The organism is Desulfitobacterium sp. PCE1, from assembly GCF_000384015.1.
GTDB lineage: Bacteria > Bacillota > Desulfitobacteriia > Desulfitobacteriales > Desulfitobacteriaceae > Desulfitobacterium > Desulfitobacterium dehalogenans.
Map to the genome: position 1 here is coordinate 975,116 of NZ_KB913023.1, position 18,026 is coordinate 993,141.

Below are 18,026 nucleotides of genomic sequence, written 5' to 3' on the forward strand. Positions count from 1 at the left end.
ACGGCCTACAATAAAGAAGAACTGCGACTGCTCAGTGAATTTTGCCGGGAGAAAAAACTCTATCTCTTTATGGATGGGGCAAGACTCGGTTCCGCTTTGTGTTCGGAAGGAAATGATTTGACTTTATCTGAATTGCCCGATCTACTGGATGCCTTTTATATCGGCGGGACAAAAAACGGGGCACTACTGGGCGAAGCTTTGGTGCTGTGCAATGAGGAATTAAAGCAGGATTTTCGCTACCATATGAAGCAAAAGGGGGCCCTTTTAGCTAAAGGGAGGGTTCTGGGAATTCAGTTTTTGGAGCTTTTTCGGGATAATCTCTTTTTTGATTTGGCAATCCACGCCAATACCATGGCCTATAAGCTGCGGGATGGATTAAAAGAAGCAGGGGTTCCTTTTCTTTCGGAATCCCATTCCAATCAGATCTTTCCCATTTTCGCCAACGAAGTGGTGGAAGAGCTGAAGAGCAGATACCGTTTTGAAATTTGGGGCAAAGTCGATGAGGGACACACGGCGATCCGCTTGGTGACATCCTGGGCGACACGGGAGGAGGCGGTGGCTTCTTTTATGAAAGATATCCGTCAGGTGCTTAGCGCCTAATGATTGGCAAGGAAGAGTGTTTATTATGGATAAATTGCGGGATATTGAGGGTATAATTTTTGATCTGGATGGGACTTTATGGGATGCCACAGAACCGGTACGGGTGTCCTGGAATAAAGCCTTAAAGGAATTTGACCAGGAACAGGGACTGCAAACAGATGAAATATCGATAGACCAAATTAAAAGTGTTATGGGACTTCAGATTCCCGAGATTGGAAAAAAGCTTTTTCCTTCCTTTTCAGAGGAGGTTCGGAATAGAATCATGGATCGGGGCGGTGAGATCGAATGCGAGTATTTAAAAAAGCATGGGGGAATTTTGTATCCTCATGTGGAGAAGACGTTGGAGACTCTTGCCCAAAAGTATAAGCTTTTTATCGTAAGCAATTGTCAGGTGGGTTATATCGAGGCCTTCTATTTCGCCCATCGGCTGGAGAAGTATTTTGTGGATTATGAAAATCCAGGCAGAACGGGTCTGACCAAGGGCGAGAACATTCAGCTTATTATGAGGCGTAATAAGCTGAAGAATACAGTCTATGTAGGGGATACTCTAGGAGATGCCAAGGCGGCTCAAGTGGCTGGGATTCCGTTTATTTATGCAAGTTATGGCTTTGGTCGTGTGGAAAATTATACTGAAGTTATTGATAGCTTTGAGCAATTGCTTGGAATGTTAACCTAATCATTATCATTAAAATTTCTAAAAAACTTTTTCATTTTCCCCCTTTACATTGACGTTGCGTTAAGGTGTATTCTTAATCTCGTCAGGAGGTGATCACATGGAATACACAGTGCAAAGATTGGCTCATTTGGCAGGAGTCAGCCCGCGAACCCTCAGATACTATGATGAGATCGGGATTCTTAAGCCGGCTAGAATCTCTTCTTCAGGGTATCGAATCTATGGGCAACAGGAAGTAGACCGCCTGCAACAGATTTTATTTTATAGGGAGTTGGGGATGAGCTTGGAAGGAATTAAAGATATAATTACCTCTCCTGATTTTGATGGGACAAAGGCACTGTGGGAACATCGTGAGAAGCTTCTGGAAAAAAAAGAGCAATTGGAGCAACTCATTGAAAATGTCGAGAAGACCATTGCTCAAAAAGAAGGGAGAATCACTATGTCCGACAAAGAAAAATTTGAAGGATTTAAACGTAAGTTGATTGAAGAGAATGAAGCCAAATATGGTGAGGAAATTCGGGAAAAGTACGGTGAAGAGACCGTTGAGAAATCCAACCGGAAGCTTATGAACATGACCAAGGAGCAATATGATGAGCTGACCAAGCTTGGTGAAGATGTGCTGGCAACTCTTTATGAGGCCTTCAAGACCGGGGATCCTGCCGGGGAGCTGGCTCAAAAAACAGCTGATCTTCATCGTCAGTGGCTCACTTACTCCTGGTCCAGCTACACTAAGGAGGCTCATGCGGGGCTGGCTCAGATGTATGTGGATGATCCGAGATTTACAGCCTATTATGATGAGAAACAACCGGGAGCCGCGGAATTCCTTAGAGATGCAGTCTTTATTTATACCGGGATGAAGAAGTAAAGAAGATCGAATAACTACGTTAAGAAATGCAAAAGACACTCGCTTAGAGTGTCTTTGCTAATTTCCTTTTCATGGTTTCTATGGATCGGGCATGTCGTCCGATTATTTCGTCTAAGGATTGACTATCTTCCTGAATTTCACCTAGAGTGGTGGACATGGATCTAACCGCTAATTCAATGATATTTGTTTTACTATTTATGATTGTGAGCATTTCCTGATGCTCTCGTTGATTTTGCTCATAATGGCTTTTTTGAACATCAGCAATGATTTGGATATCTTTCCGAGTGCTTTCCAATAAAAGCGTATTTTTCGCCACCAGAGATTGTAAGTTACCGACATCTTTTTGCAGGGAAGGGATATCGCTCTTCATGGAACCGACGTCTTTTTGCAGGGCCGAGATATCGCCCTTCACGGAACTGACATCTTTTTGAAGGGCCGAGATATCGCCCTTCACGGAACTGACATCTTTTTGAAGGGACGAGATATCGCCCTTCACGGAACCGACATCTTTTTGCAGGGCCGAGATATCGCCTTTCATGGAACCGACATCCTTCTGTAGGGCCGAGATATCACCCTTCATAGAACTGACATCCCTCTGAAGCGAATCGATATTTTCACTCATTGTTGTTTGACCGTGCAGTAGCTTATTGAGAATTTCGCGTATCTCCTGATCCACTCGATCACCACCTTGCTATTAATATAACATATTTTGGATGATATTCAATAGTTTGATTTTTCTACTGGGAATGTGCCCGGTTGACAGCGGAAGATAAAGACTTATATAATGAGGTAGAAAAGCCTGCTCTTGGCTTATTTTAATGAAAGGTAAGGTATCTGCAGAAAATGCGCAACTAATTCACTTTGCAAGGAAAATATGCTTTTGAGAAAAGTCGTGGTAACGGCTTTGAAACGTATGCATTTTTGCCTGTGAGTGGATAGTGATTATTCTCTGTGGATAGCTTTTCATACAACTGCGCCTTACTGTACATTCTAAAGTGTCCTATGACCGAAAAAGGGTTTTGAGACATAGGTAGAATTATAGTCTATTGCGTTGTAATCGAAATGACACTATCCTCTCCGGTAAGAATAGGAGGGGTTTTTTATTTTATTAGTTGAATGCAGCAATGTAAAAAAATATTTCGGAGACCGTTTGATTATTGATATCAAAAAATTAAGCCTTTATTCTGAAGATAGAATCGGAATCGTTGGTATTAATGGAGTGGGTAAAACCACCTTGCTAAACCTTCTCAGTCAAAAACTTCCACCTGATGAGGGGTGGGTGAAAGCCTATGGTCAATCCTCAACGGTTTCCCAGATGGAACCACCTGAGCATGAAATGATCAGTCAAGAAATGGCGTCGAAATTCAAAATTCCCATGACCTATAGCGAGAGTATGAGCGGTGGCGAAAAGACCCGCTTTAAGCTGGCGGATTGCTTAAGCCAAAACAGTGCGATGATCTTTGCCGATGAGCCCACCAGCAATATGGATATGGAGGGAATCGAGCTGATTGAGCATTATTTTGCAGAGTATTCCGGCGGATTATTCCTCATTTCTCATGACCGTACCCTCCTTGATGGTTTATGCAATAAGATTCTGGAATTGGAGGATGGCCGGATTAAAGTTTATCCGGGCAATTACAGCAGCTATAGTGAGCAGAAGGCTCGGGAAAGAGAAAGGGCCCAGTTTGAATATGAGCAATACGTTTCAGAAAAAAAGCGGCTGGAGAGGGTTGTGATCGAGACCAGCGAAAAATCAAAGTCGATTCGGAAGACACCCCGTAGGATGGGGAATTCTGAGGCCAGGCTTCATAAGATGGGGAATCAAAAAGCTAAAGCTAATCTTGACCGGGCCAAAAAAAGTGTGGAGACAAGAATCGAGCAACTGGAGGTCAAGGAAAAACCTAAGCAAATCGAGAAGATCAAGCTGGATATTGCTGATGCTCAGAAACTTCATAGTAAAGTGATTATCGAAGGTAAGAAGCTCAACAAAGCCTTCGCAGGTAAAATAATCTTTCAAAATGCGGAGTTTCGTATTGAAAACGAGGCAAGGGTAGCTTTGATTGGGCCTAATGGATGCGGAAAGAGCACCTTGCTTAAAATGATCATCAACCGGGATGATTCCATAAGAGTTGCTCCCAGTGCCCGAATCGGCTACTTTAGTCAGGACTTAAGTATATTGGATGAAGATGCCAGTATCCTGGGCAATGTGATGGAAGAAAGCATCCATGAGGAGAGTTTTGTAAGAAGGTTATTGGCCCGGCTGCTTTTTAAAGGAGATGCAGTGTATAAGAAAGTAAATGTGTTGAGCGGGGGTGAGCGAGTAAAAGCTTCCTTTGCCAAGATTCTCTGTCAAGACTTTAATCTATTAATCCTCGACGAACCGACCAATTATCTTGACATCAATTCCATGGAGGTTATTGAGGATGTCCTGCAAAACTATGAGCGCTCATTGCTTTTTGTTTCCCATGATCGTCGCTTTATCAGCTCAGTGGCGAATCATATCATGACCATCGAGAATCATAGTATCAAAACCTTCAAGGGGAGTTATGAAGAGTATTTGGCACAGAAAAACAAAGGGGTTGACAGGGCAAAAGAAGAGATTGAGAAAGAAATTTTTGTCTTGCAGAACCGCTTGACGGAAGTGGTCGGCAGAATTTCCATGCCTACTAAAAAAGATAAGGTTGAAGATCTTGATAAGGAGTATTATGCTATTTTAACTGAAGTAAAGAGGCTCAAGGCTATGCTGAAGCTTTAGCAATCGTCTAAGTTAGGACAAAGCGGTTTTGAGGTAGGCAGCAACTGAGAGAGGAGGTTCGGAAAAGTAGCTGTGATAAAAAATTGAGGTGACAAAGGTGGATTATAAGATTCCTCATCAATGTCCGATTTGTAAGCATGAGATGCGTGTGACCAAACTGGCCTGTACCCATTGTCCTACAATGGTCGAAGGAGAATTTCGCACTTGTAAATTTTGCAAGTTGCCCGATGATCAGCTCCTTTTTGTAGAAACCTTTCTTAAATGCCGAGGAAATATAAAAGAGGTTGAAAAGGAATTGGGAATCTCATACCCAACTGTGCGAAGTCGTCTCGATTGTGTGATAGAGTCGTTGGGTGACCATAAAAGAGAATGAATGCCATTTGCAGACCCTGAGAGTTATCGGGGTCTGTTTGTTTGTTGACAAAAGGTAATGAGATAGCTATACTTATTTAGTAGTTTAGTTAATTACTAAGTTACTAAATAAGTATATCTATCTTGGGTAGAGAAGATGATGAAATTATTTTGGTGATGGAGGTTTTAATCATGAAAATACCAACCAGCTTAAAGCATAAGCCGGTGATCGTATCCGAAAACTATGAAAACGTGGATGGCCGTTATGCCTATAAGTCTGATGCCAAGGGCCTTTCCTTAGGGTTAGCTCAGTGGAATGATCGGGGTAAAGTGGATATTTCTGCTAAAGTATGGAGATATACTGGAGAAAAGTGGTCCAGACAATCGGAAGAACTTCCACTTCATCGAATTCTTGATTTAGCAATTTTGGTATGCCGGGCTAAGCTTCACTTTCGGGAAGCCTATCGTTATGATAATCTCTATGACTTAGAAAAACCGGTAATTGACAGAATTGGTCTACAAGGTGATGCTATGACGGTGGCTGTCTGCACTGATAATGAGAAAATCAATGAAGATATAAAGCTGTTTAATCAGGCTCTATGCAATGATGATGAGCTTTTAGGAGAGCGCCTGCGAGCTCTCTCAGCGATTCTTAAGGAGATGGGGTACTAAATGATGGATAGGAAAAAGGAACTCAAAGAGCAATATAAGCAGACGAGGTCTGATATGGGGATCGTAGGGATTCGCTCAAAGAAAGAGGCCTGGTATTATATTGAGGGAACTCAAAATCTGAGGGCGACCCTCAATGGCATACGGTTTAAGCTGGAGACCGGGTTCTTTCCCTGCCGGGAGCTGCTGAAGAAATGGAAGGAGCAAGGGGAAGAACACTTTACCTTTGAAGTTCTTGAACAGCTTGAATATGATAAGGATGAGACCAAGACCGATTACACCGATGACCTTGCCCTCTTACTGATGGAGTGGGAAGAGAAATTAGCGGGTCAGGGGTTTACAGTAGTCAAACGGTAGATCCTTCTTAATGCCCAACATCCCAGCGCAGGGTGATGGGCATTATTTTTTCAAGAACCGAAAAACTTTACATGAATAAGGGGAATAGGTTTACAATAAGATTAAGAATATCTTGGATATATTGAGACAGCATCAGATTAAAGTCAAAGGGTCTCGTAAATAATGTGAAAAGGTAAGAGGTAAAATGTGCAAAAAAACGATAGCAATACTCGGAATAGTTAGTTTAGCCTTGGTTTTAGGATTTGTCTTTTTATCCCAAAGGATAAACCTTCAGGATTTTAACACTCCCATGCCAGGTCAACAAGGGGGCAATAATCCGACCGCTCCCTCAGAAGAGACTCCTGTGATTGACCCCCTTAAGGAACGGATCCAAGCGATGACCTTAGAGGAGAAGGTCGGACAACTGGTAATGGTGGGAGTGGACGGGTATGAGATCAATGCCAATGCTCAGCAGTTAATTCAGAATTACCATGTGGGTGGTTTTGTACTTTTAAAGAAAAATGTGAACGATACTCAGCAGATGTTAAAGTTACTCAATGCATTAAAAGACACGAATGGAGTCAATAAGATTCCCTTATTCTTAGCTCTTGATGAAGAAGGAGGCAGGGTATCCAGGATGCCTTCAGAATTTAAAAAGATGCCTTCCAGTCTGCGGGTTGGAGCACAGAATAATGGGGCTTTAGGGAAAAGAATGGGAGAAATCCTGGGCAGGGAAGTCAAAGAATTTGGGATGAATGTGAATTTCGCCCCAGTTCTCGATATTTTCAGTAATCCAAAGAACACGGTTATCGGTGATCGTGCATTTGGGAATACCCCCGAGCTTGTCAGTAAAGTGGGAATACAAGCCATGGGAGGAATTCAGGATCAAGGTATTATCTCTGTAGTTAAACATTTTCCGGGTCATGGGGATACTTCAGTGGATTCCCATGTGGGATTACCCAGAGTTGATTACGATTTGGAACGATTAAGGAACTTTGAACTTGTTCCTTTCGCAGAAGCCATTGCCAATGATGTGGATGCCATCATGCTGGCCCACATCTTGCTGCCGAAGATTGATCCGGATTACCCGGCATCCTTTTCGGAAGCTCTCATCAGTGATATCCTTCGTAAAGAGATGAGCTATGACGGGGTCGTCATTACGGATGATATGACCATGGGGGCTATTGTGGAGAATTATAGTATCGGTGAGGCCGCGGTGAAATCCATCCTGGCAGGCAGCGATATTGTACTGGTCTGCCATGATTTCGCTAAGGAAGAGGCTGTACTTAAGGAGATCCTTCATGCTGCGGAGACGGGTAAAATTCCATCGGACCGGATAGATGAAAGTGTTTACCGTGTCTTAAAGTTGAAAGAGAAGTATGCTTTAGCTGACCGACAAATAGACTCAGTGGATGTACAAGGTATCAACGCCGAAATTGAGCAGCTTTATAAAAATTATCCGGCTTTAAAAGGGTAGATTATAACAATTCAAAAAGGGAGCAAGCCTTGCCTGTATGCAAAAAGCTTGCTCCCTTTAAGCGTTTTTATAGACTGCAGCTCCAGCGCCCAATCAGCGCGGGACATAGCCTGTGACGGTCCAGATACCTGTCTCATCCTGACGTATTAAGCGTTCCAGATATACGGTTTTCACCGGACTATCGGATACTTGAATGACGGCTTTTTTGCCATCATTATCAGTCAGCTGGAGAGCATTGGTGTTTAAGGGCGGCTCGCCGGTAATCCCTTCCGGGGAGATCTTCAGAGCGACGAAGGTAAAGGCTACTTGGGTGGGATCGAGCTGCCAAGGACTACTCCCGGCATCCACTTGCTGTTGACTGTTTTTTACCACTTCCATATCAACCTCTACGGGAATCATATCCTGTGGGGGCGTTGCTCCGACTTGTGGGGTAAAGTTAAGGTTGGTGGAGAGTTGCTTCGCCAATTCTTCCACACGTTCTCCTTGCACAAGGATTTCCCGACCATCTTGCTGCCAGCGCAGGCTATTGGGTAAGATTTCGAGAGGCCCGCCCTCTGCTTTCCCCAGGATAGCGAGGAGATCGGGAACGAAGGGTGTAGTGGCTTTGGCTTGAACTACTATGGTATCGCCAAAATCAAGAACCACACGGTTTGCTGAAGCAAAAATTCGTTGGGGAGTCTCCGAAAGCTGGGCAGAGGTCATTCCGCTGACTTTGAGGGCTTCCTCTAAGGATGCCACAGCTTTATCCGGGTTCTTGTCAATGACCTTATAATCCTGGGGAGGATTATAGGCAAAGATGTCATCTGTTAGGGTAGTGTTGGTTTCAAGGCTGACATAGGTGTAGGTGGTTTGCAGGGACTTTTGCATTGCTGTTTGAAGCTGTATGGGTAGATGGGTTTCCTGGTCAATCCATAGGGAGTAAGGAAGACCGCCGGGAGGTTGGATTTCAATATGGGTGGCAGCATGTCCTGTGATGGTGTCTTCCCCAATGATTTGGTGAGGATAGCGTAAAGCTTTGGCGGCTTCTTTTTGGAGATCAAAGTCGTGAGGATCCAGGTAAATGGGGAGGAGGGAGATTTCTTTGGCTGCGGGGTTTGTGCTCCAACGGATTTCTCCATTGTTCACAGTAAAAAGCCCATTCTGAGTTTTTGTGGCGTATTTTTCACCGTCGGACCAGATCTCCGTGCGGGTTAGGACTTGGCGCTCACCGGCTTCATTGGTACTGACCTTTTCAAGGACGCCATGATAATTTTGCAGCTGCTTCACAGATTCTTCCATAGCCATGACGATAGTTTGATTGGAACCGGACCAGGGAGAGAAGAGGATCAGGAAGACAAGGATGCTTGCTACAAGGCCTGCCCAAGGGATGAATCTCAGAGTACGGTAGTTAGATTTTGAAATGCTTTTTGAGTCACTGGCCATGGGCTCAAGCTTTTGCCAGAGGCTTGCCATGAATTCTTGACTGGGTTCTGAATCAAAAGCCTTAACCCTTTTGGCGAGAGATTGGAGCTCCTTATCCTCTTCTGTGATATCATAATCCTCAGGAGAGCTATTTCCATTTAAAGCGTCAATATAGTGATCAAGGAGCTCTTCAGGTGAGGGATGGTCCTTAGGATGATCGCTACTCATCACAAGTCTCCTCCTTTCTGTTGATAACTATGGATGTAAGAGCGTAGGGTCTGCAAGGCTCTATACTGCAGCCCGCGGATGGAGCTTTCACTGCGTCCCATAAGTGTGGCGGTTTCTTTGCGGGAATAGCCCTGAATAATGCGGTACTCCAAAATCTGACGATAATCAGAGGGAAGCTGATTCATCAGTTCATGTAGGGTGGAACGGTTCAGCCATTCTTCTTCGGGAGAGGGATACTCGGGCTCCGGGAGATGTTCAAGATGGTTTTGGGCTACTAATTTATGACGATAACGATCGGTCATAAGATTCCGGGCAATTTGCTTGAGATAGGGATAAGGCGGGAGGTTGCCTGAATCTTGCTTAAGACAGCGTAGATAGGTTTCTTGAGTAATGTCTTCAGTTTCTTCTTTACTTTGGAGTTGGGAGTAAATAAAACGATATAGCTTTGTTACAGTTTCTCGATACCAGCTCTCCATAGTGGAGGGCGGGGGGCCGGTTTTGGATTCCACAGGTTCCCCTCCCTATAATATCTTTTGATTTTCTTTGAATATCTCGCTTTTTCATAGAATTCCTTACCAAACAAACTAGCTCACCACGGATAGAATTCGCATAGAATGCCTAATTCAGAGAATTTGGGTATAGCAAAGCAAACGTCTGCTTTTTTAGCATATGTTGGCCGTTGTAAACCCATTATTCTCACGGTGGTAAACCTCCCATGTCTAACAGGGTCAAGATGATAAATCCGCCCTAAATTCCTTCGTTCCACCTATCCATGATTGGGTGTCAGTTATGCTCCTCAACCGAGTCTTTGCTCTAATGGTGATTTATCCGACTGACTACCAGCTCTTTTGTCTGCTAGGCTACCTGGATTGTTCACTTCTGCGGTGACGCTTACTCACAGACCGTTTGTTTTTGTGATTTCGCTGCTATTCTGTTACGCTGCTGAATACTCAACTGGACGATGAATATCTTGAATCAGCTTTTTCGGGTCATAGTCTATACCCTTTGTTAATAGGGCATAGAACACCCGAATCAGTTTACAGCTTAAGGCTATTAACGATTGCTTCTTCTTCAGTGGATTCTTGGGCCTTGTCGTATAGTAGGTGTGTATCTCTGCAAACTCTGCGTTTTTGGCGACTAGCGGCATCACTGCTTGAAATAGAATCGCCCTCAACCGCGCTCGACCTCGCTTACTGATGGTGGTCTGTCCCTTGTGCTTGCCCGAGCTACTTTCTCGCAAGGCTAGGCCCGCTAGCTTTTGAATTTGCTTTGGAGAATTAAAGCGTCTAATATCTCCCACTTCGGAGAGAAAACCTGCCACGGTAACGAGGCCAACACCTTTAATTTCAAGCAACTTGGCTACTTCGGGTATCTGACGGCACAACCCATCGATGGTTTCAGTGACTGCCTCATATTGTGCTGTTTTAGTATGATAGTCTTGCAGTAATAGCTGGATTTCCATTCGGGAACAAGACTCTCCTTCGGTGCAACCAATGCTCTTCTGAGCAGCTTCATACAGGCTCTTAGCCCTTTTCATTCCGACTGCTCTCAATTTGTTGTCTCTCCAAATTCGGTTGATTCCTTCTGCTCCAAGTCTTTCAACATCCCTAGGTAGCGGGGCAACTTGCAATACCAGCATGCTACTCGTGGCATCAAACTTTCCAAACACCGTTTCATGCTCGGGAAAGTAGATTTTCAGCCACCGTTGAACACGATTTTTTATACTGTTCATTTCCTTTTGGATGCGCATCCTACAGGCCATTGCTATTCGCAGTTCTGCATAGATTCCTTCCGGGATATAGGGCTCATTGTATCTGCCCTCGATGACCAGCTTAGCGATGGTCTTGGGATCCTTAGCATCCGTTTTGCTGGGGTGGTTGTCATCAAGCTCCTTACTACGCTTTACATGGAACGGGTTGACGAGGACCAGCTTAATACTTTGCTCTTTTAGGTAAGATGCCAGGCTAAACCAGTAATGACCGGTTGGTTCTGCGCCTACCACTATGCATTCCTTTTGTGCTTGCCTTTTTAAACGTTCAATCCATGCATGGAAATCCTTGAATCCTTCAGCGTTGTTTTCAAACTTGAATACCTTGCCCAGCTCGACTCCTCGCCAGTCAAATGCCCTGGCATAATGAAGCTCGCTGGCGATGTCCACTCCGATCACAATACTTCTTTCAGATAGTTGCTTTAGCTTCTCGTTTTGTGTAAAATTCATTTGGGATGACCTCCGTTATTTTGATTGGATTCTGTTGGCCAACAGTCCTTTCAAATTGTAACGTGAGGTCTTCTTTTTGACAAAGATCATTTTTGACTACTACAGGAATGCTCCTCAATAACTTAAACGAGAATAGAGAGGAAAACGTCACGTTCTATTAAAACTTTTATTACTTCATCAGCGTCTTTATAGTAGAAAGAGAAAAAGACCTTCTCATGGATGAAGTGCACTTCAAAAGGAGTCAGGTATGTTTGATAAGAAAGAGCTAACAAGGGAAATTGAGAGCTATCTAATAGCGAATCAAGAATCTATTTATAGGCTTGCCTACAGTTATGTTAAACATCCGGAGGACGCTTTGGATGTAGTCCAGGAATCAATCATAAAAGCTATTTCCTCAGTGAACACCTTAAAGGATTCTCATAGTATGAAGTCCTGGGTGTATCGCATTGTCGTCAATACAGCTCTCGATTTCCTGCGTAAGCAGAAGCGCTTGGTTGTAGTGGATTCCGAAACCATCAGTACATATATCGATGAACCTGCTGCCGGATGTGAGGAGGGTTCTGATCTGGATTTAGCCTCCGCCCTGGAGAAATTATCTCCTGCTGAGCGCGGCCGCATCATTCTTCGGTATTATGAAGATCTCAAAATTGAGGAAGTAGCTTTAGTGTTAAAGGAAAATGTGAATACCACAAAGTCCCGTCTTTATGCTACCCTCAAAAAACTTCGCGTGCAAATGGAAGAACCTATGGAGGAGATCAGGCATGGATGATAAGCAGCTATCCCAATTAAAAGAAGAGTATCACAATACACCAATCCCCAAGGAGCTGGAACAGGTTGTTCAGAAAGCGATAGAGGATGGTAAGAAAAAACAGCAAAGGAGTCGATTGATTATGGGTCGCAAGATTGTCGCAACGGCAGCCGCCGCCGTTATGGTTTTGATAGGAGGTATTAACGTAAGTCCCACCATGGCCAGTGTCATAGCCGATGTGCCGGGAATGAAAACTATAGTCCAAGTTCTTACTTTTCGGGATTATCAGTTTGATGACGGGTTACACCAAGCTAATATCGAAGTCCCCGTCATTAGCGGACTGGAGGAAAGCGGACTGGGCCAGGCTTTAAACCAGAAGTATTTAGAGGAAAACAAAAAACTCTATGAGGACTTTATGGCTGATGTAGAAGAAATGAAAGCTCTGGGCGATGGACATCTGGGGGTTGACAGCGGTTATGAAATCAAGACGGATAATGAGCGTCTATTAGCCATTGGGCGTTATGTGGTCAACACTGTAGGGTCCTCCTCTACCGTATTTAAATATGACACCATTGATAAGGTGGATCAGGTTCTGATTACTCTGCCCAGCTTGTTTAAAGATGACAGTTATGTTAAAGTGATCAGTGAATATATCGTGAATGAGATGAAAGCGAAGATGAAAGCTGACCCTAATTTAACGTACTGGGTTGTTACGGATGAGAATAAGGGCGAAGAAAACTATTTTGAGCCCTATACCCAGATTAACCCGGAGCAAAGCTTCTATATTAACTCCGATTACAAGCTGGTGATTTCTTTCGACAAGTACGAAGTGGGTCCTGGGTTTATGGGAATTCAGGAGTTCGTCATTCCCACTGAGGTCATAGCTGATTTACTGGTCAGCAACGAGTATATTAAACCCTAAAAAGGGGCAGTCCAGACTGGCATTAGCGAAATGAATAGTAGAGAAAATGAGAAACTCAGCAAGTAAATCCTGCTGAGTTTCTCTTTGTTTAGGCGGTGTTATTTATAGTATAATTATAATGAATACGCATTGGGCCTTAAATGCATTTTAGGGGACCAATATGTGGAGGATTGACATGATACTTCTAGAGAATGTATGTAAGGAATTTGATACAGGTTTCTCATTGAAGAATATAACACTTAACATTAATCATGGTGAAAAAGTTCTTGTCTTTGGCCCTAACGGAGCAGGGAAGACGACTTTCCTCAAAATCCTGTCCTGCCTGATCACTCCATCCTCAGGAACCCTGAAAATAATGGGATACCCGCCATCCATGAGAACGAAACTATTGGGAAGTATAGGTTTTGCTCCCCAGTCAGGTCATTTATATGAATCCTTGACCATAAAACAGAATCTCGAATTTTACGGGAAAATGTACGGTATTGATAAGCCTGAGCTTGATGAGAGAATAAATTGGTTGCTGGCTCAGTTTAACTTGACCATGAAGCTGGACAGTAAAATCTCACAGTTATCGAAAGGGATGAGACAGCGGCTTCTCATCATCAAGGCTTTGCTCCATAAACCACAGCTCCTGCTCCTTGATGAACCCTACTCAGGGCTTGACTTGGAATCCTCCGAATATCTACACCGATTTATCGATTCAGTGGAGGATAAGACGGTGGTGACCGCTACCCATGATTTTAATACTGAGATTAAGGAAGGACAAAGAATTATCATTTTTAATCAGGGTGCTATAGTATTTGACGAACTATGGCAAGACAATATAGCGACCTTTAAAGACTTCTATCGGTGGAAGGTGGGGCAATGATCAGACAAGCTTTAGCATTAGCCTATAAAGATTTCCAGATTGAAGCTGGGAAAAAGAAATTGTTTACTTCCCTTGTTTTTTTATCCTTCACTTTGATTTTTCTTTCAAGTCTTGTTTCGGCGAAGATCCCCAGCTCTAAACCCGAGATGGCTGCCCTGACTCTTTGGCTGATTCTTGTCTATTTGCTCTTTCAGACTCTCAACAGATCCCTTGCCATGGAGGATGAAGCAGGATGCTGGGATGCTTTATTTTTATGTCCGGTTTCACCGAGAGTTATATTTTTAGGTAAATTTATTTACAATTTACTTTTAGTCATGATAGTGGAGCTCATTACCTTCCCTTTTATTATTCTGTTTTTCAATCTCCCCATAGCTATGATCCAGATCCTGGTTCCTGCACTTTTGGCATCAGTGGGCTTTGTAGCAGTTGGTTTATTGGTCTCCTTATTTTCACTTAAAAGTCAAGGACGGGAGTTATTAGCCAATGTTGTCTCACTCCCCTTATTCCTACCGGCCCTGTTCATAGGTCTCAGTATGACGGTCGATATAGCCAAGGGAGCGGGCCTGCCCGACGTTTGGAGGCAAGTTCTTTTTCTTTTCCTATATGATGTCTTCTTTTTGGTTGCTTCCTACATAGGCTTCGATGAAAACTATATGGAGTAGACTTATCGGGAGGTCGTGGCATCAATATAAGAAGGCCATAGGGCGTGTAAAACATGGTGAACAAGAGTGGTTTCTCGTTCACCATTTTCTTATCCCTGTAGATCAATAAAAGCAGTAGGTGATTGCAGTATTCTTAGCCAAATAAGTTTGTTTAAAATGTAACTTTTCTGGGTTGATCAGCACTAATAGGGTAGAGGAGGGAAGATAGAGTGAAAACAATAGAAGACATCTATAAAACCTACGAAAAGCCTATCTTCCACTATTTCTATGGCTTAACGGGAAATACCCATCTTGCTGAGGAATTGACTCAGGAAACCTTTTTCCAAGTCTTGAGGACCTTTTCCAGATTTCGAGGGGAAGCCCAAGTGACCACTTGGCTGTACAAGGTAGCGCGCAATGTGTACAGCATGTGGAAAAGAAAGCAGAAGGTGAGCTACCCGCTGCCCGAGTCAGAGATGTTAAAGGGCCCGGTCTCTCATGAACCGGACATGGTCCTGGAACTCAAAGAAAAGCTGATTCTGACCTGGAGTGTACTTCAGGAACTCCCTGAAAACTATCGTGAAGTATTCTGGCTGCGGGAATGGCATGAGTTGGCTTACGAACAGATTGCAGTGATTATGGGGAAGTCTGTGCCTTGGGTAAAAGTTACTTTGCATCGGGCAAGGCTGCAGTTCCGTAAAACCTATGCAGAAAAGGAGGGAAAGGAATGAGGCTCCCTTGTGAATTGGTTCAGGATATTCTCCCTTTGTATGTGGAGGAGGATGTCAATCCCAAGACGAGGGACTTGGTGGAAAAGCATTTAGAAGAATGCGGCTCTTGCCAGGACTTTCTAAGGGAATTAAAAAATGAAGAGCCTGTATTAGATAATATTCCGGAAAACCTGCCGGAACCGGATACCTTTAAAAAATGGCTTAAACGCCTTAGGATAGGAGCTGTCGTGGGGCTGATCGCCTTGATATTAGCGGCTGTTGGAATCGGTGTGGTTGGGTATAAAGCTGGGACTGTGGCAGAAAAGGAAACAATCAGCACCAGGGATGTGGTTAAGGTATTGAAAAAGGCAGGACTTAGCTTGAAAGCCAGCCAATCTCCAGTCGTAGACCCAAGTGAATGTATATTGGGTGATGTGCAGCCAAAAGTTTATGGCTTAGATGAGGAAGGCCTTGGCCAGTTATATATTTATGAGTTTGATTCGACTTTGGGAAGGAGAAACGTACTCGAAGGTATTAAAAATATGGAAGATGATCCATTCGCAAGATCACAAATTCCGAGTGTTGCTTATGCAGCAAAGAATATGGTCATAATTGTGGTCTTAAATATCTCTGAAGAAAATTGGCAAAGTGATTATGGTAAGATTGCCCCAATTACTCAGACCTTGGGTAAAACTATCTTTCACGATTTGAACCAAGGGGAAAAATGGGTTCTTTACGGTGATGGAAAGCATTGGGAAGCCAAGCTTGTGGTATCTGCTTATGAAGAGTGGTGGACAGGTGAAGATGGCTATAAGAAGTTTAAATTTTATATGACCAAAACTCCTTTGGTAAAATACAAAGGTAATCCGGAGGAGATAAAAGATATCAATTACAGCTTTGAATATCTTACTGGAAAATCAACCATGGCCGGGGAAGAGTATCATCAAGGCAACTTCGATGAAGAACAAACGAGTTTCTATAATGGCTCACCCTTGTACTGGGGAATCTATGGCGGTACAACACATACAATTGATAAAAACGAAACAGGAAAATTCTCCGTTCAATGGAGCGGCGAAGAAGAGAGCTTTGAATTGACCTTACAAGAACCGTAAAAAGATAGGGGCTGTGTGAACAGCCTCTTATTTATATTTAACAGCAGCTATGCTTGTCGAAAATCCCAAGTGCTTGGGATTTTGGATAAGCTGTACAAATTACCTCCATGGTGAGACGGTGAGTCTATACCTAGTGAATATCATGCAGTATAATAGACACCAGGCATAGACAAAATACCAAAGAAACGATTGGAGCAGATATTTCTGAATAACAAGCAAGAGTGGAAGAAGAATATTATACTCTTTTTAACCAGTCAAACCATATCCCTCTTCGGTTCCTCCTTAGTTCAATATGCCATCATGTGGTATATCACTTTAGAGACCCAATCAGGGATCATGATGACCATCTCCATTATCTGCGGTTTTCTGCCGACGTTTTTTCTTTCTCCTTTTGCTGGGGTGTGGGCAGACCGCTATAATAGAAAAACGCTGATTATATTGGCTGATTCCATGATAGCCATTTCCACCTTGATTCTGGCCCTGTTGTTTTTCGCCGGATACAAAATGATGTGGCTGCTTTTTGTGATGTCCGCCATCCGTGCTCTTGGAGCAGCAGTGCAAATGCCGGCGGTGGGAGCTTTTATCCCTCAGCTGGTGCCGGGGGATAAGTTAATCAAGGTAAATGGCATCAACGGAAGTATCCAATCAGCCGTAATGCTGGTATCCCCTATGCTGAGCGGAGCTTTGCTTACCATCACCACTATTGAAGCTATATTCTTCATTGATGTGGTTACAGCAGCTTTGGGAGTTTCAGTTTTACTCTTCTTTTTGCATGTGCCGGCCCATCGCAAAGCCCAGGCCAAGGAGCCTGTCAGCTATTTTGCAGATCTGCGTGAAGGTCTTCGTTATATTGAACAACATGCTTTCTTAAAAAGATTTTTCGTATTCTGTGCTTTGTTCATGGTTATGGCTGCACCGGCGGCTTTCTTGACCCCACTTCAGGTTGCGCGAACCTTTGGGGATGATGTGTGGCGCCTTACAGCCATTGAAATGACCTTCTCCATTGGCATGATGATCGGAGGAATCTTAATGGCAACCTGGGGAGGCTTCAAGAATAGGATTCATTCCATGGCTTTGGGAACCCTTCTCTTCGGAGCCTGCACTGTCGCGCTGGGGGTTATTCCAATTTTCTGGTTGTACCTCATTTTCATGGCGTTCGTAGGAGTAGCTATGCCGATCTTTAATACTCCCGCGACGGTAATGCTTCAGGAGAAGGTGGAGTCGGATTTTCTGGGCCGGGTTTTCGGGGTTCTTTCTATGATCTCCAGCACCATGATGCCCTTGGGGATGCTCATTTTCGGCCCTCTGGCGGATATTATGAACATAGAAGTACTGCTTATAGGAACCGGGGTAATCATGTTCATAGAGAGCTTTTTCCTTTTCGGGAGCAAAGTACTCCTCGAGGCCGGCAAGCCGGCGGTTAAGTCGATAGAACCATTGGATTAGATTTGG

At 43.7% G+C, this 18,026-nt stretch carries 19 protein-coding genes; 15 read left to right on the forward strand and 4 right to left on the reverse strand.

Features of this window, described 5'->3' with window-relative positions; all coding sequences use genetic code 11:
- From DESPCE1_RS21050 to DESPCE1_RS0104830, 3 genes are all read left to right on the forward strand, one after another.
- Positions 1–600: low specificity L-threonine aldolase (locus tag DESPCE1_RS21050; protein ID WP_019849679.1), on the forward strand; the 600-nt coding region annotated here is incomplete at its 5' end.
- Positions 601–625: 25 nt separating this feature from the next.
- On the forward strand, positions 626–1,276 hold the full coding sequence (locus DESPCE1_RS0104825; protein ID WP_014792915.1) for an HAD family hydrolase: 651 nt from the start codon (positions 626–628) through the stop codon (positions 1,274–1,276).
- A 97-nt stretch (positions 1,277–1,373) separates the two neighbouring features.
- On the forward strand, positions 1,374–2,138 hold the full coding sequence (locus tag DESPCE1_RS0104830) for a MerR family transcriptional regulator (RefSeq protein ID WP_019849670.1): 765 nt from the start codon (positions 1,374–1,376) through the stop codon (positions 2,136–2,138).
- A gap of 43 nt (positions 2,139–2,181) precedes the next feature.
- Here the strand turns inward: DESPCE1_RS0104830 and DESPCE1_RS0104835 are convergent, their stop codons facing one another.
- A complete protein-coding gene (locus tag DESPCE1_RS0104835; RefSeq protein WP_019849680.1) occupies positions 2,182–2,814 on the reverse strand; it encodes a hypothetical protein in 633 nt (210 codons plus the stop codon).
- A gap of 426 nt (positions 2,815–3,240) precedes the next feature.
- On the opposite strand from DESPCE1_RS0104835, the gene abc-f reads away from it, so the two are divergent.
- From abc-f to nagZ, 5 genes are all read left to right on the forward strand, one after another.
- Positions 3,241–4,893: a ribosomal protection-like ABC-F family protein gene (gene abc-f / locus DESPCE1_RS0104840; protein WP_084813853.1), complete on the forward strand. Its 1,653-nt coding sequence runs from the start codon at positions 3,241–3,243 to the stop codon at positions 4,891–4,893.
- Positions 4,894–4,990: 97 nt separating this feature from the next.
- On the forward strand, positions 4,991–5,266 hold the full coding sequence (locus DESPCE1_RS0104845; protein ID WP_014792919.1) for a DUF2089 domain-containing protein: 276 nt from the start codon (positions 4,991–4,993) through the stop codon (positions 5,264–5,266).
- Positions 5,267–5,436: 170 nt separating this feature from the next.
- Positions 5,437–5,916: a DUF6530 family protein gene (locus DESPCE1_RS0104850; RefSeq protein WP_014792920.1), complete on the forward strand. Its 480-nt coding sequence runs from the start codon at positions 5,437–5,439 to the stop codon at positions 5,914–5,916.
- A gap of 3 nt (positions 5,917–5,919) precedes the next feature.
- Positions 5,920–6,270, forward strand: coding sequence for a GIY-YIG nuclease family protein (locus DESPCE1_RS0104855; protein WP_028305462.1), 351 nt, complete (start codon positions 5,920–5,922; stop codon positions 6,268–6,270).
- Positions 6,271–6,454: 184 nt separating this feature from the next.
- The gene (nagZ, locus tag DESPCE1_RS0104860) at positions 6,455–7,726 is read left to right on the forward strand and encodes a beta-N-acetylhexosaminidase (protein WP_019849675.1); all 1,272 of its coding nucleotides are present in this window, start codon (positions 6,455–6,457) and stop codon (positions 7,724–7,726) included.
- A gap of 93 nt (positions 7,727–7,819) precedes the next feature.
- Here nagZ and DESPCE1_RS0104865 read toward each other — a convergent pair whose 3' ends face one another.
- From DESPCE1_RS0104865 to DESPCE1_RS0104875, 3 genes are all read right to left on the reverse strand, one after another.
- Positions 7,820–9,355 (reverse strand): sigma-E factor regulatory protein RseB domain-containing protein, encoded by a 1,536-nt coding sequence (locus DESPCE1_RS0104865; protein ID WP_019849676.1) that lies wholly within the window; start codon positions 9,353–9,355, stop codon positions 7,820–7,822.
- Positions 9,355–9,864, reverse strand: a complete 510-nt coding sequence (locus tag DESPCE1_RS0104870; protein ID WP_019849677.1) for an RNA polymerase sigma factor — start codon at positions 9,862–9,864, stop codon at positions 9,355–9,357. The genes DESPCE1_RS0104865 and DESPCE1_RS0104870 overlap by 1 nt, the downstream gene beginning before the upstream one ends.
- Positions 9,865–10,289: 425 nt before the next feature.
- Positions 10,290–11,573, reverse strand: coding sequence for an IS110 family transposase (locus DESPCE1_RS0104875; RefSeq protein ID WP_019849557.1), 1,284 nt, complete (start codon positions 11,571–11,573; stop codon positions 10,290–10,292).
- Between the two features lie 247 nt (positions 11,574–11,820).
- Here DESPCE1_RS0104875 and DESPCE1_RS0104880 point away from each other — a divergent pair, with 247 nt between their 5' ends.
- The 7 genes from DESPCE1_RS0104880 to DESPCE1_RS0104910 all read left to right on the forward strand — a co-directional run bounded on the left by DESPCE1_RS0104880 (position 11,821) and on the right by DESPCE1_RS0104910 (position 18,020).
- Positions 11,821–12,342, forward strand: a complete 522-nt coding sequence (locus DESPCE1_RS0104880) for an RNA polymerase sigma factor (RefSeq protein ID WP_019849681.1) — start codon at positions 11,821–11,823, stop codon at positions 12,340–12,342.
- On the forward strand, positions 12,335–13,243 hold the full coding sequence (locus tag DESPCE1_RS0104885) for an RsiV family protein (RefSeq protein ID WP_019849682.1): 909 nt from the start codon (positions 12,335–12,337) through the stop codon (positions 13,241–13,243). Before DESPCE1_RS0104880 ends, DESPCE1_RS0104885 begins: the two co-directional genes overlap by 8 nt.
- A 175-nt stretch (positions 13,244–13,418) precedes the next feature.
- The gene (locus DESPCE1_RS0104890) at positions 13,419–14,111 is read left to right on the forward strand and encodes an ABC transporter ATP-binding protein (protein ID WP_019849683.1); all 693 of its coding nucleotides are present in this window, start codon (positions 13,419–13,421) and stop codon (positions 14,109–14,111) included.
- Entirely contained in the window at positions 14,108–14,773 is a 666-nt protein-coding gene (locus DESPCE1_RS0104895; RefSeq protein ID WP_014792929.1) for a heme exporter protein CcmB, read from the forward strand. Before DESPCE1_RS0104890 ends, DESPCE1_RS0104895 begins: the two co-directional genes overlap by 4 nt.
- A gap of 209 nt (positions 14,774–14,982) precedes the next feature.
- Entirely contained in the window at positions 14,983–15,483 is a 501-nt protein-coding gene (locus DESPCE1_RS0104900; protein ID WP_014792930.1) for an RNA polymerase sigma factor, read from the forward strand.
- Entirely contained in the window at positions 15,480–16,574 is a 1,095-nt protein-coding gene (locus DESPCE1_RS0104905) for a DUF2275 domain-containing protein (RefSeq protein ID WP_019849684.1), read from the forward strand. The genes DESPCE1_RS0104900 and DESPCE1_RS0104905 overlap by 4 nt, the downstream gene beginning before the upstream one ends.
- Before the next feature lie 189 nt (positions 16,575–16,763).
- The gene (locus DESPCE1_RS0104910) at positions 16,764–18,020 is read left to right on the forward strand and encodes an MFS transporter (RefSeq protein WP_019849685.1); all 1,257 of its coding nucleotides are present in this window, start codon (positions 16,764–16,766) and stop codon (positions 18,018–18,020) included.
- Positions 18,021–18,026: the final 6 nt, after the last annotated feature.